We start from the raw sequence: 12,300 nt of genomic DNA on the forward strand, positions 1-12,300 counted from the left end.
GAAACCAATAAGGTGGCAGGAGACACCGGGTTCAGCCCACTCCTCCCCACACCCTCATCCTGAGGAGAACCGAAAGGTTCGTCTCGAAGGATGGGCGGCGAGTTCGGCACCTTGCGGGCCTCCTTCGGATGAGGCGGTGGTCTGAAAGGCCGCTGCCGCGAAATGACACAAAGCCATGAATCCGCCGTCGATGCGGTTCCTGACAAACGACGAAAGACCAGAACGTATATGTTTTTGATTTGCGGCGAAGCACTGTTCGATCTCTTTGGAGAAGCCGGTTCCGGCGACAGTGTTTCTTTCGACGCCCGTATCGGCGGATCCCCCTTCAACGTGGCCATGGGGCTGGCGCGCCTTGAAGAGGACGCCGGGTTTTTCGGCGGCATTTCACGCGATGCCCTTGGCGAACGTCTGGCCCAGAAGTTCCGCAGTGAAGGCGTTTCGGAACGCTATATCCTGAGGACTGATTACCTGACGACGCTCAGCCTCGTCCAGAAGGATGAGCACGGCTCACCTGCCTATACGTTCTACGGCGAGAACGCGGCTGACCGCATGGTGACCGTCGATGACCTGCCGCAGTTCGACGAACCGCCATTGTTTCTGCACATCGGGTCCTACACGGCACTGGTCGAGCCGGTTTCGGCCGCCTTCAGGGCTCTGATCGAACGCGAGCGAGACCATACGCTGGTCTCCTTCGACCCGAACATACGCCCGACCGTGGTGCCGGACATGGCGCTCTGGCGCCGCAATACGGAAAGCCTTGTTCCGTTGACGGATGTCGTCAAAGTGTCGGACGAAGACCTTGCCCTGATCGCTCCCGGTGAACCCGTCGAAACCATTGCCCGCGCCTGGCTCGGCACGGGGGCTTCGCTGGTCATCGTCACACGGGGCGGCGACGGTGCAACCGCATTTGCCGAAGGCATCGAAGTCAGCCGCCCGGGCATCAAGGTAACCGTTGAAGACACCGTTGGCGCGGGCGACACCTTCCAGGCAGCCCTGCTTGCAGGGCTGAAACATCTAGGTGCAACCGACCGTGATGCGCTTGCAGCCCTTGACGCCGGTCAGCTAAATCGTCTTCTTGACTTCGCTGTCGGGGCAGCTGCCATCACTTGCTCCCGGCGGGGAGCGGATCTGCCGCGCAGGAGCGAACTGGAAAAAGAGTGGTCGGCCCTGAAATGAGGGGCTGACAAGAGAATTAAATCGATTTAAAAGGCAGTCGAAAACGGTCCAGGCCGGAGCGGCCCATCGGACTGGCAGCTGTGAGAAGGGATGTTTTATGGCGGTACGCGTCATTGAAGTTGAAGAATTCGACCTCGTCGTTTTCGGAGCCTCCGGAGACCTCGCCCACCGCAAGCTTCTGCCTGCCCTTTACCACCGCGACGCGGACGGCCAGATGCCGGAAAACGCCCGCATCATCTGCAGTGCCCGCCGGGACTATTCCGACGACGACTATCGCGATTATGCCAAGGCCGCGCTTGAAGAACACGTCAAGGATCTGGACGACGAGCATCTTCAGCAGTTCCTGAAGCGCCTGCGCTACGTCAAGATCGACATCGCCACAGGCGACGGCTTTGAAGATCTGAGAACCATCCTGGACGAACGTCCTGACGTCATCCGCGCCTTCTATCTTGCGGTCGGCCCGGATCTCTTCGGCACGATCTGCGAGAACCTCGGCCGGATCGGCGTCGTCAACGACCATTCCCGCGTTGTCATGGAAAAACCCATCGGCAAGGACGGCAAGTCCGCCAGGGCGCTCAACGACACGGTCGGCGCTGTGTTCAACGAACACCAGATCTTCCGTATCGACCACTATCTCGGCAAGGAAACGGTGCAGAACCTGATGGCCCTGCGCTTTGCCAATGCCCTGTTCGAGCCGTTGTGGAACGCGGCCCATATCGACCACGTCCAGATCACCGTGGCCGAGTCGCTCGGCACCGGTGGCCGTGCCGGCTACTACGACACTGCGGGTGCTCTGCGCGACATGGTGCAGAACCACATCCTGCAGCTGCTCTGCCTTGTTGCGATGGAGCCGCCGGAAAGCATGAACGCCGACAGCGTGCGCGACGAGAAGCTGAAGGTTCTGAAAGCTCTTGCCCCGATCGACGAGCAGAGCATCGACAAGCTGACCGTGCGCGGCCAGTACCGCGCAGGGGCTTCGGCCGGAGGTGCGGTTCCCGGTTACCTGGAAGAGCTCGGCAACAACGAAAGCCGGACGGAAACCTTCGTCGCCCTGAAGGCGGAAATCGCAAACTGGCGTTGGGCCGGCGTGCCCTTCTACCTGCGCACCGGCAAGCGTCTGGCGCAGCGCGTATCGGAAATCGTCGTCCAGTTCCGCCCGATCCCGCATTCGATCTTCGACGCGGAAGCCGGGGCGATCACCGCCAACCGCCTCATCATCCGTCTGCAGCCGGATGAAGGCGTCCAGATGCAGATCATGATCAAGGACCCCGGCCCCGGCGGCATGCGCCTGCGTCAGGTTCCGCTCGACATGAGTTTTGCCGAAGCCTTCAAGGTGCGTAACCCGGATGCCTACGAACGCCTGATCATGGACGTGATCCGCGGCAACCAGACCCTGTTCATGCGCCGTGACGAAGTTGACGCCGCCTGGGCGTGGATCGACCCGATCCAGGCTGCATGGGCAGCCTCCAAGGAAACGCCGAAAGGCTACACCGCCGGCACCTGGGGTCCGTCCGCCTCCATCGCTCTGGTCGAGCGTGACGGCCGCACCTGGGCCGAAGACGACAGCAACTGATATCACTCGCGCAAGGCCCGGCCTTGCGCGTTTCCGGCCTCTTAAATCGATTAGAGAGCGGCAAGCTCGCCGCAACGCCCTATGTGCCGGACATAGGACCAGCCAGGCCGCGGCGCGGCTAGCAAAGGATTTGAAGCAATGACCATCCAGGATCGCATTGGCGACGTCACCGAACGGATCGTCAAACGCAGTCACGACAGCCGCTCAAGATATCTGGACCGCATCGGCAAGGCCGCCGACAAGGGCCCGCAGCGTTCGCGCCTGTCCTGTGGCAACCTCGCACACGGGTTCGCCGCCTGTGGCCTCTCCGACAAGCAGGCCCTTTCCGGCGACGTGGTACCGAACCTCGGCATCATCACCTCCTATAACGACATGCTGTCGGCCCACCAGCCCTACGAGACCTATCCGGCCCTGATCCGCGAAGCCGCACACGAAATCGGCGCGGTTGCCCAGGTTGCCGGCGGCGTTCCGGCCATGTGCGACGGTGTCACCCAGGGGCAGGACGGCATGGAACTGTCGCTGTTTTCCCGCGATGTGATCGCCATGGCTGCTGCCGTCGGCCTGTCGCATCAGATGTTCGATGCAGCGGTCTTTCTCGGCATCTGCGACAAGATCGTGCCCGGTCTTGCCATCGCGGCCCTCTCCTTCGGCCATCTGCCGGCCGTGTTCGTTCCCGCTGGTCCGATGCCGACAGGCATTTCCAACGACGAAAAGGCCAAGATCCGCCAGCTCTATGCCGAAGGCAAAGTCGGCCGTGACGCCCTGCTGGAAAGCGAGTCCCGCGCCTATCATTCGCCGGGCACCTGCACCTTCTACGGCACGGCCAACTCCAACCAGATGCTGATGGAGATCATGGGCCTGCATATGCCGGGTGCCTCCTTCGTCAATCCGGGCACGCCCCTGCGCGACGCCCTGACCAGGGAAGCGGCCAAGCGCGCCATCGCGATTTCCGCTCTCGGCAACGAGTTCACCCCCGCCGGTGAAGTCATCAGCGAAAAGGCGATCGTCAACGGCGTTGTCGGCCTGCACGCCACGGGTGGGTCGACCAACCACACCATGCATCTGGTGGCAATTGCTGCTGCTGCAGGCATCAGGCTGACCTGGGACGACATCTCCGATCTCTCCGATGTCGTGCCGCTTCTGGCCCGCGTCTATCCGAACGGCAAGGCTGATGTGAACCACTTCCAGGCCGCCGGTGGCCTTGCCTTCCTGATCCGCGAACTGCTGGGTGACGGTTACCTGCACCAGGACGTGAAGACCGTCTACGGCACCGACCTTTCCGGTTACACCGTGGAAGCGAAACTCGACGCTGACGGCAACGTGCAACGCGAAGAGGTTCCTGAGACCTCCGGTGACGAAACGGTGCTGGCTCCCGTTGCCAAGGCCTTCCAGCCGACGGGCGGCCTGAAAATGCTCACCGGCAACATGGGCAAGGCCGTCATCAAGATCTCGGCCGTTGCCAGGGAACGCCACATCATCGAGGCACCTGCCCGCGTCTTCCACGACCAGAACGATTTCCTGACCGCCTTCAACAACAAGGAACTGACCGGCGACGTTGCCGCCGTGGTCCGGTTCCAGGGCCCGAAGGCAATCGGCATGCCCGAACTGCACAAGCTGACGCCCTGCCTCGGCATCCTTCAGGACCGCGGCCACAAGGTCGCCCTGATTACCGACGGCCGCATGTCGGGCGCTTCCGGCAAGGTTCCGGCCGCAATCCATGTGACCCCGGAAGCAGCCGCTGGCGGCCCGATCGCCAAAATCCGTGACGGTGACATGATCCGCGTCGATGCGGTGACTGGTAAATTGGAAGTGCTGGTCGACGAAGCCGAATTCAACGCCCGCCCGCTGGCGGAAGCTGACCTGAGCCAGAGCCAGTTCGGCACCGGCCGGGACCTTTTCGCCGCCTTCCGCGGTGCAGTTGGTTCGGCCGATACTGGCGCGCATGTGTTTGGTGAGTAAGGATCAGGTCCCGAACGGCCAGGTGAATTCGGACGATAGTGTCTGCGATCTGCTCCGGCCGCGGTCGGCGCAGGGACGACAAAAAAAGAGATTTTGGAGGCGATATGGCCCAGGACATTGAAAAGATCGAGAAGGTAATGTGCGCGGCACCGGTGATCCCGGTGCTGATCGTGGAAGATCCCAGGAAGGCCGTCCCCATGGCAGAAGCGCTTGTGCGCGGCGGCCTGCCTGCAATCGAGATCACCTTGCGCACCGCCCATGCCCTGGAAGCGATCAACGCGGTCAACGAACACGTGGAAGGTGCGATTGTGGGTGCCGGCACGGTGCTGGACGGCAAGCAATATGATGCCGCCGTTTCTGCAGGTGCCCGTTTCATCGTCTCCCCTGGCGCAACCGCCAACCTGCTGGACGCAGCCGACCAGCACAGCGTGCCACTGCTTCCCGGTGCAGCCACTGCATCGGAAGTCATGTTCCTGCTGGAGCGTGGCTATGAGCGGCTGAAGTTCTTTCCCGCCGAGCAGGCAGGCGGAGCGTCCTACCTCAAGTCTCTCTCCTCCCCGCTAGCGGCGGCCAAATTCTGCCCCACAGGCGGCGTCAGCCTCGACAAGGCTCCGGACTATCTGAAACTGCCGAACGTCCTGTGCGTTGGCGGTTCCTGGATTGCAGACGCAAAGGCGATTGCGGAGGACGACTGGTCCGGCATTGAAACCCGCGCAAAAGCGGCAGCCGCCCTTAAAATCTGATCAGAAAATAGCAGATCAGCAATTTCGAACGAAAAGAGCCGGGCGACGGATCGCCCGGCTCTTTTTCATCTATTCGACGATCAGTGGCGGCTTGCCCACTCATCGACCTCGCGCTCTGCTTCGTCGCGCGACTTGCCGTAGAGCTCCTGGATCTTGCCGGCAAGCTGGTCGCGATTGCCTTCGATCCGGTCCAGATCGTCATTGGTCAGCTTGCCCCACTGTTCCTGGGCCTTGCCTTTAACCTGTTTCCAATTTCCTTCGATAATGTCCCAGTTCATTTTCATCACTCCAGTCAGGGTGCAGTCAGCTTCTCGACCGGAGGCTTCCGGTCAACTGCTGCAGGTGTTGAGGTTTGAGAAAGTGACAGATGCCTGTTGAAGCCATCTGTCTCGGGATAGGCGTCCGGATATCGGGAAGGATCTCGATGGAACCGGACGCTGTGTCAGGCTGCCCCGGGTGATAACACCCGGAGCAGTCCACTACTCTTACTCAGCGACGTAGTCCGGCTGAGCTTCCAGTTCTTCCTTGGTGGCGCCAACATAGACACGCAGGTCGGAACCGTCTTCGTTGCGAATGATCTGCAGCTCGTCAAAGGTGACGGCAACTTCACGCTCGCCAATACCCAGGAAGCCGCCAACATCAAGGATCACCTTTTCGATGGTACCGTCCTGGCTCACGATGAGTGAATCGATTTCACCGATATCTTCATCGTTGGCGTCGTAGATGTTGGCACCTTCAAGATCGTCGGCCGTCAGTTCGGCAACAACCGCGTCGGTATAGCCTTCACGCTCGACTTCGGCACGCGGCAGAAGCGGACGACCGTCGGCATCGGTCTGGGGCGCCATCGCAGTTTCCGGAGCAGCCGTCACGCCGGCGTCGCTATCCTGGCTCATCGCGGTTTCGGTCGACGTATCGGTTTCCGTCGTCATTGCCGTTTCGGCAGGCTTCTCCATGCCTTCAGAAGTCTGTGTGGCAGCCGTTTCCGCTTCGTCAGCGTACGGGTTTTCATACGCCGCTGCATTGGTCAGCACGTCCTTGTTGGCGTTGACCACCAGGAAGTAGCTATCGGCGTCATCCTGTTCGCGGACGACCTTCAGCTGTTCCATCGGAAGGGCGATGTCTTTTTCGCCGACACCAAGGAAGCCGCCGACACCCAGGATAACGGCCTTGACCGAGCCGTCGAAGCCAAGGATCACATCGTTGACTTCACCGATGTCGTCCCAGTCTTTTTCTTCGTCAGCCTGAGCCTGATAGTCTTCGTTGAACCGGTCATAGTTTTCTTCGACCGAGTAGATCCGCATGCCAATCAGATCAGACGCAAGAACATCACTCATGTTTGCAGACTCATTGAATTCATAAGTCTGGAGCGGTTTTACTTCATTTGCCGCGTAAAGTGATGTTGTCAGCATCAAGGACATCGCGGTAGCGGTGATAATCCGTTTCATAATATTATATCCTCTCACAGTGATTTCCCAAGCCGGCAACATCAGTATTGCTATTGATGAGGCGGTTACTGTGAGAACAACCGAGAGAGAAAGAAGTTCCGGATTAAAAACTAATTTTTTGAAAAAGTGACAATCACCTATTCGAAGACAGGCGGAAAACTCGCCCAGTCCCCAGGGTACGGATGGAGCGTCAAACCACCGCTCGCCGCGTTTTCACGTCCGCGCGAGAAGTTCAGTCAATTGCGGGGAGTTGATTGGGACACACGCCGACCGCAGCATGAGCAGGCCATCTCAGACGCTCTGGGCTTCTTCACTATCCGCTTCGGAAGTGCCGTCGCTCTCTTGTTCTTCGTCGTCTCCGTGATCGTCGTCCTGCTCAAGCGTACGATCCCACAAGAGACGCATACCGGCGGAGGTGTCATTTCGCCAGGCGAATTCGGCAACGACCGGCCTTTCGAATTTTTTCATCGTCAGCAGAACTTCCTCTGGAAGCGCTGTCAGACCTTTGGCAGTTATGCGGCAACCGTTCTTGCCGGCATCAACGATCGTGCCACTGATTTCCGTAATTCCGTCCAGGTCTGCGATCTTTACCGGAATGCTGACGTTGTTCCGTTTTTCGCGACGCTTGTCCGAAACGGATTTCTCGCTCTTGGCGAAGACCACCGCGGCATCGTTGCCCTTCACGGAAGTGACGTGAGCCTTCACCAGTTTGCTTGCATCCCTGGGCCGAACCCCGATGTTCTTGTAAAGCTCGCCGATATCCGGAGAGGTCAACCGGAAGCCCCACTCGCTGACGTTGGATGCAACCGCGTTGATGACCGAGAGATTGTCGAAATCAACCACGAGGACTTCTTCCTCGGCATCAGGTTGATCGAGCAGATGGGTCAGGCCGTGTGATTTGTTTTCGGAATTCATAGATTTAGTTTACCTTGAGCAAACTTTCATTTCACTTAAAATACAGTCTGACAATTCAATTTATCGTTGTTTTCCGCCAACTTCGGAGCTTTTTGCCCTGAACGGTCATTTACCCTGAGCAATTTTTGCAATTGGCGTTCCTTTCAAATGCGCGTTCAAATCATCCTCGCCTCTTCGGCTATCTTTTCTTGAAATGCGCCCAACAGCCTGCCTCAACCACATCTGCAGGAGATTCCCATGGCGAAATACATCGGACTTACATTTGCAGCCCTCGCAGGCCTCGGTTTTCTCTCCCAGGCTCAGGCGGAAGAGCTCTGTCAGGGTTTCGGCCCGCAAACTCCACGCGATATCTCGCAGACTGCAGGATTGAACATGTCTTCTGTCTCGATAGCGCCGTCTGCCGACAAGCTGAACCTGTGCAACATCCACACGCACACCAACGCGGAACACAAGGGGCCAGGCTTCACCGTCTTTGCCGGCGATGGAGATCATGGCGGTTACAAGTGCAACGAGACCGCCGACCTGACCGAGGCTGAACTGGCAGAACCCGCCGGGGCAGCTTTTCATGGCGTCAAGCCCGGCGACACGATCGAAGTCCACTGGGTGCATACATCCTGCAACATTACCCCCGGTGAAGGACTTGGCTCTTGCCTGAGCGATGCCTGCGCCAATCCGCAACTTCGTGTCGAGGCCCAGGTTTTCCTTGTCGTGAATGATCCCAAGGCACTGAGCTTTCTCGACTTCGATTATGACGGCAACATCGTGAATGGCCTGCATCAGGCCAAGTCATTGCCGGAAGGCACGGGTACACCGGTCACCTTCATCGGGTCGACAACAGGGCCCAGCTTCACCCAGTCGACATGCTCCCCGCTTCAGGTGACCTGGAGCGTGCATCCGCAATGCGCCAAGCTGGACATAAACTCGCTCAACGCCTGGGCGGAAAAAGGCAACGTCTTCAAGGAAGATCATTCCCACGGCATTCGCCAACTTGTGACAGCCCCTGAATTGCTGGCCCCGATTTCCAACTGATCGGCCTTCAGCCGCCGGAATCCACCTGCCTGTTTCCGGCGGCATTCTCCTTGAATTTCCTCTCCCCCTCGCCGGGCGGGTATGCTAATGGATGCCCCGCGCGCGTCGGCGCGAAAACAAGCTGTTAAATCGATTTAAGAGGATTGTTCATGGCGCTAGAAGCAGCATTTGAGGCTCTCAACCGGCAGGCGGAACAATTGAAGGGCACCTCCCTGCGGCAACTGTTTGCGGCCGCCCCCGACCGGTTCGACACATTCTCCGCCAGCACAGACGACCTGTTGCTCGATTATTCCAAATCCCGGATCGACGACAAGGCGTTCAACCTGCTGCTCGACCTTGCCCGCGCTGCGGACGTGGAAGGCAAACGTGCGGCCATGTTTGCCGGCGAGAAGATCAACGGCACCGAAAAGCGCGCCGTCCTGCACACAGCACTTCGCAACCAGTCGGACCAGCCGGTTCTGGTCGACGGTGCGGATGTGATGCCCGATGTACGTGCGGTCCTGGATGCGATGGCGGATTTTGCCGAAGCCGTTCGCTCCGGCGAACTGACATCTTCCACCGGCGACGCCTTTACCGACGTGGTCAACATCGGCATCGGCGGCTCGGACCTCGGGCCGGTCATGACGACAATCGCGCTCAGCCCCTATCATGATGGTCCGGAGCTGCACTATGTTTCGAACGTGGATGGCGCTCACATTGCCGATACGCTGGAAAAACTCGACCCTGCCACGACGCTGATCATCGTCGCTTCGAAAACATTCACCACCATCGAGACCATGACCAACGCGCAGACCGCGCGCAAATGGATTGCCGGCACTCTTGGCGAAGAGGCTGTCGGCGACCACTTCGCAGCCGTTTCCACCGCCCTCGACAAGGTAGCCGCCTTCGGCATCGACGAAAGCCGCGTCTTCGGTTTCTGGGACTGGGTCGGCGGCCGGTATTCCGTCTGGTCGGCCATCGGCCTGCCCCTCATGATCGCCATCGGACCGGACGCCTTCAGTGACTTTCTGTCCGGCGCCCATGCGATGGACACCCATTTCGCTGAAGCACCGCTTGAAAAAAACCTGCCGGTTCTGATGGCTCTGATCGGCGTCTGGAACCGGGACGCGCTTGGCCTTTCCGCCCGCGCCGTCCTGCCCTACGACCAGCGCCTGTCTCGCCTGCCCGCGTACCTGCAGCAGCTCGACATGGAATCAAATGGCAAGCGCGTGAAGCTGGACGGCAGTCCCGTGACCGAGGAAACCGGTCCACTGGTCTGGGGCGAACCAGGCACGAATGGACAGCACGCGTTCTATCAGCTCCTGCACCAGGGCACGACTGTCATCCCGTGTGAATTCCTGATTGCCGCCAACGGCCATGAAGAAGACCTGAAACATCATCACGACCTTCTGGTCGCGAACTGCCTGGCCCAGTCCGAAGCCCTGATGCTCGGCCGGACGCTTGACGAGGCAAAGGCACTCCTCAGCGCTTCCGGAATGGCTGCAGACGAAGTCGATCGTCTGGCACCCCACAAGGTGTTCCCGGGTGACAGGCCCTCCATGACCCTTGTCTATGACCAGCTGACACCTTTCGCACTCGGCCGCCTGATCGCCCTTTACGAGCACCGGGTTTTCGTTGAAGGCGTGATCTGGGGAATCAACTCCTTCGACCAGTGGGGCGTGGAACTGGGCAAGGAACTGGCCACTGCCCTGCTGCCTATGGTCAAGGGCGAAGTCTCTGCAGATTCCAAGGACGCCTCGACCAAAGGCTTGCTTGCCGCCCTGAAAAGTTGACGCGGGAACCACACCTTTGTTTACGCGTTAATACGTGAGGCGATCTCGTCATAATTTTGCCCAACCGGCCCTATCTGGTTCACATCGTTGAAGAACTCTTATTGGTATTCACGATGAACACGGGCCGGCTGCGGCAAACAGAGATTGCCCCAACGTGCAAAGCAGCTTAGGCTTGGAATGATTTTATACATTCGACCCGCCGAGGTTGCGGTCCGACAGGGAGACTGATTTCATGAAAAAACTAGTTCTGCTCGCAGCAGTAGGCCTTGCCCTGGCGGGCTGCCAGTCCGATAGCCAGCGCGACCGCGCCCTCGTAGGCGGTGGTCTTGGCGCGGCAACCGGTGCAGCAATCGGCGCTGCGGCAACCGGCGATGTCGGCGGCGCCCTGGTTGGTGGTGCAATCGGTGCGGCCGGTGGTGCAATTGTCGGCAGCGCAACGACTCCGAAGAACTGCGTCGCCTATGACCGCTACGGCAATCCTTACCGGGTCGCTTGCCCGTAATCGGGGGCAATCCTTTTTCGTTTCGGTAATAGACCGTTGGGAAGAAAACTATGAAGAAACTCCTTCTGATTGCCGCTTCGGCCGCATTTCTGGCAGGCTGCCAGTCTGACAGTCAAAGAGACCGCGCGCTTGTTGGCGGCGGTCTTGGTGCGGCAACCGGTGCCGTGATCGGTGCCGCCGCCGGTAACGGCGTTGGCCCGGCACTCGCCGGCGCGGCAATCGGTGCTGCAGGCGGTGCCATCATCGGCTCTGCAACGACACCCAAGAACTGTGTCGCCTACGACCGGTATGGCAACCCGTACCGCGTCGCCTGCCCCTGATCTCAACTGACCTGAGCCAATCGGGTCTTCACAGGTTTACGAAATGAAAAAGATCCTGCTGGTGGCCCTTGCGGCCATCGCCCTCGCCGGCTGTCAGTCAAGCAGCCAGAGAGACCGCGCGCTTGTCGGTGGTGGCCTTGGTGCCGCGACCGGCGCCATTGTCGGTGCCGCTGCCGGTGCCGGTGCAGCTCCGGTTCTCGCCGGTGCCGCTATCGGTGCTGCGGGTGGTGCTGTCATCGGTGCAGCGACCACGCCGAAAAACTGCGTGGCGCATGACCGGTATGGCAACCCTTACCGAGTCGCCTGCCCGTAAGGCCAGGCTCTCTGTCGTCCTGACCATCGTCAGAGCGGACGAATTTAACGACAATACCGGGCATGGCCATGGATTCATGGGCATGCCCGTTTTGCTTTCAGGATCTGCCTTGGATAAATCCGCCTTGGTAAGAAACTGTTAACCATAGATCTCCACCCTTGGCTCACACATGTTTTTCGCCAAGGGGTTCTGGATGAGATCCGTCCTTGCAGCCGCAAGTCTCGCCATTGTGCTGACAGGCTGCGCCAACACCGAAAGTCAAAGGGACAGGATGCTGATCGGGGCAGGTCTCGGTGCGGCAACCGGTGCCACGATCGGCGCCGTTGCCGGTTCCACGGTGAACGCGACCCTTGCAGGCGCCGCTCTCGGCGCCGTCGGTGGTGGCCTGATCGGTGTCGTCACCACCCCGCGCAACTGCATTGCCACGGATGAACAGGGCACACCTTACAAGGTCCGCTGCCCGTAACCCCTTTCGCACGACAATAAGGTTTGTTTGCCCCCTGCGAAATCAGAAGTGCAACAACCTGCGAAACAGACCGACATTTTCAACGCG

General features: G+C 59.6%; 13 protein-coding genes. 10 read left to right on the forward strand and 3 right to left on the reverse strand.

All coding sequences use genetic code 11. From position 1 onward, the window contains the following. Positions 1-228: 228 nt before the first annotated feature. From Q666_RS50900 to eda, 4 genes are all read left to right on the forward strand, one after another. On the forward strand, positions 229-1,176 hold the full coding sequence (locus Q666_RS50900; RefSeq protein WP_023000619.1) for a carbohydrate kinase: 948 nt from the start codon (positions 229-231) through the stop codon (positions 1,174-1,176). Between the two features lie 97 nt (positions 1,177-1,273). Next, the gene (zwf, locus tag Q666_RS50905; protein ID WP_023000618.1) at positions 1,274-2,749 is read left to right on the forward strand and encodes a glucose-6-phosphate dehydrogenase; all 1,476 of its coding nucleotides are present in this window, start codon (positions 1,274-1,276) and stop codon (positions 2,747-2,749) included. Between the two features lie 138 nt (positions 2,750-2,887). Further along, positions 2,888-4,708, forward strand: a complete 1,821-nt coding sequence (gene edd / locus Q666_RS50910) for a phosphogluconate dehydratase (protein ID WP_023000617.1) — start codon at positions 2,888-2,890, stop codon at positions 4,706-4,708. A 104-nt stretch (positions 4,709-4,812) separates the two neighbouring features. Continuing rightward, entirely contained in the window at positions 4,813-5,451 is a 639-nt protein-coding gene (eda, locus tag Q666_RS50915) for a bifunctional 4-hydroxy-2-oxoglutarate aldolase/2-dehydro-3-deoxy-phosphogluconate aldolase (protein WP_023000616.1), read from the forward strand. A gap of 80 nt (positions 5,452-5,531) precedes the next feature. Here eda and Q666_RS50920 read toward each other — a convergent pair whose 3' ends face one another. From Q666_RS50920 to Q666_RS50930, 3 genes are all read right to left on the reverse strand, one after another. Beyond that, positions 5,532-5,729: a CsbD family protein gene (locus Q666_RS50920; protein ID WP_031269168.1), complete on the reverse strand. Its 198-nt coding sequence runs from the start codon at positions 5,727-5,729 to the stop codon at positions 5,532-5,534. 207 nt (positions 5,730-5,936) lie between these two features. Further along, positions 5,937-6,896: a PRC-barrel domain-containing protein gene (locus tag Q666_RS50925; RefSeq protein WP_023014544.1), complete on the reverse strand. Its 960-nt coding sequence runs from the start codon at positions 6,894-6,896 to the stop codon at positions 5,937-5,939. A gap of 291 nt (positions 6,897-7,187) precedes the next feature. Next, positions 7,188-7,811, reverse strand: coding sequence for a PilZ domain-containing protein (locus tag Q666_RS50930; protein WP_023000613.1), 624 nt, complete (start codon positions 7,809-7,811; stop codon positions 7,188-7,190). Positions 7,812-8,048: 237 nt separating this feature from the next. Here Q666_RS50930 and Q666_RS50935 point away from each other — a divergent pair, with 237 nt between their 5' ends. From Q666_RS50935 to Q666_RS50960, 6 genes are all read left to right on the forward strand, one after another. Next, positions 8,049-8,840, forward strand: a complete 792-nt coding sequence (locus tag Q666_RS50935) for a delta-class carbonic anhydrase (protein ID WP_023000612.1) — start codon at positions 8,049-8,051, stop codon at positions 8,838-8,840. A gap of 149 nt (positions 8,841-8,989) precedes the next feature. Next, positions 8,990-10,612, forward strand: a complete 1,623-nt coding sequence (gene pgi, locus Q666_RS50940; RefSeq protein ID WP_023000611.1) for a glucose-6-phosphate isomerase — start codon at positions 8,990-8,992, stop codon at positions 10,610-10,612. A gap of 232 nt (positions 10,613-10,844) precedes the next feature. Continuing rightward, positions 10,845-11,114 carry a glycine zipper domain-containing protein gene (locus tag Q666_RS50945; RefSeq protein ID WP_023000610.1) on the forward strand — a complete coding sequence of 90 codons (270 nt, stop codon included), beginning with the start codon at positions 10,845-10,847 and terminating at the stop codon, positions 11,112-11,114. Positions 11,115-11,164: 50 nt separating this feature from the next. Beyond that, positions 11,165-11,434 carry a glycine zipper domain-containing protein gene (locus tag Q666_RS50950; protein WP_023000609.1) on the forward strand — a complete coding sequence of 90 codons (270 nt, stop codon included), beginning with the start codon at positions 11,165-11,167 and terminating at the stop codon, positions 11,432-11,434. 43 nt (positions 11,435-11,477) lie between these two features. Then, positions 11,478-11,747, forward strand: a complete 270-nt coding sequence (locus Q666_RS50955) for a lipoprotein (protein WP_023000608.1) — start codon at positions 11,478-11,480, stop codon at positions 11,745-11,747. Positions 11,748-11,940: 193 nt separating this feature from the next. Beyond that, a complete protein-coding gene (locus Q666_RS50960; protein WP_006932815.1) occupies positions 11,941-12,213 on the forward strand; it encodes a hypothetical protein in 273 nt (90 codons plus the stop codon). Positions 12,214-12,300: the final 87 nt, after the last annotated feature.

It is taken from the genome of Labrenzia sp. C1B70, assembly GCF_000475395.1.
Taxonomy (GTDB): domain Bacteria; phylum Pseudomonadota; class Alphaproteobacteria; order Rhizobiales; family Stappiaceae; genus Roseibium; species Roseibium algicola.

What these genes read in the sequence shown, in the direction of transcription:
- Q666_RS50950 (WP_023000609.1), top strand. Translation starts at nt 11,165, where the DNA reads ATGAAGAAACTCCTTCTGATTGCCGCTTCGGCCGCATTTCTGGCAGGC.
- eda (WP_023000616.1), top strand. Translation starts at nt 4,813, where the DNA reads ATGGCCCAGGACATTGAAAAGATCGAGAAGGTAATGTGCGCGGCACCG.
- pgi (WP_023000611.1), top strand. Translation starts at nt 8,990, where the DNA reads ATGGCGCTAGAAGCAGCATTTGAGGCTCTCAACCGGCAGGCGGAACAA.
- Q666_RS50930 (WP_023000613.1), bottom strand. Translation starts at nt 7,811, where the DNA reads ATGAATTCCGAAAACAAATCACACGGCCTGACCCATCTGCTCGATCAA.
- Q666_RS50900 (WP_023000619.1), top strand. Translation starts at nt 229, where the DNA reads ATGTTTTTGATTTGCGGCGAAGCACTGTTCGATCTCTTTGGAGAAGCC.
- Q666_RS50935 (WP_023000612.1), top strand. Translation starts at nt 8,049, where the DNA reads ATGGCGAAATACATCGGACTTACATTTGCAGCCCTCGCAGGCCTCGGT.
- Q666_RS50925 (WP_023014544.1), bottom strand. Translation starts at nt 6,896, where the DNA reads ATGAAACGGATTATCACCGCTACCGCGATGTCCTTGATGCTGACAACA.
- Q666_RS50920 (WP_031269168.1), bottom strand. Translation starts at nt 5,729, where the DNA reads ATGAACTGGGACATTATCGAAGGAAATTGGAAACAGGTTAAAGGCAAG.
- Q666_RS50960 (WP_006932815.1), top strand. Translation starts at nt 11,941, where the DNA reads ATGAGATCCGTCCTTGCAGCCGCAAGTCTCGCCATTGTGCTGACAGGC.
- Q666_RS50955 (WP_023000608.1), top strand. Translation starts at nt 11,478, where the DNA reads ATGAAAAAGATCCTGCTGGTGGCCCTTGCGGCCATCGCCCTCGCCGGC.
- Q666_RS50945 (WP_023000610.1), top strand. Translation starts at nt 10,845, where the DNA reads ATGAAAAAACTAGTTCTGCTCGCAGCAGTAGGCCTTGCCCTGGCGGGC.
- zwf (WP_023000618.1), top strand. Translation starts at nt 1,274, where the DNA reads ATGGCGGTACGCGTCATTGAAGTTGAAGAATTCGACCTCGTCGTTTTC.
- edd (WP_023000617.1), top strand. Translation starts at nt 2,888, where the DNA reads ATGACCATCCAGGATCGCATTGGCGACGTCACCGAACGGATCGTCAAA.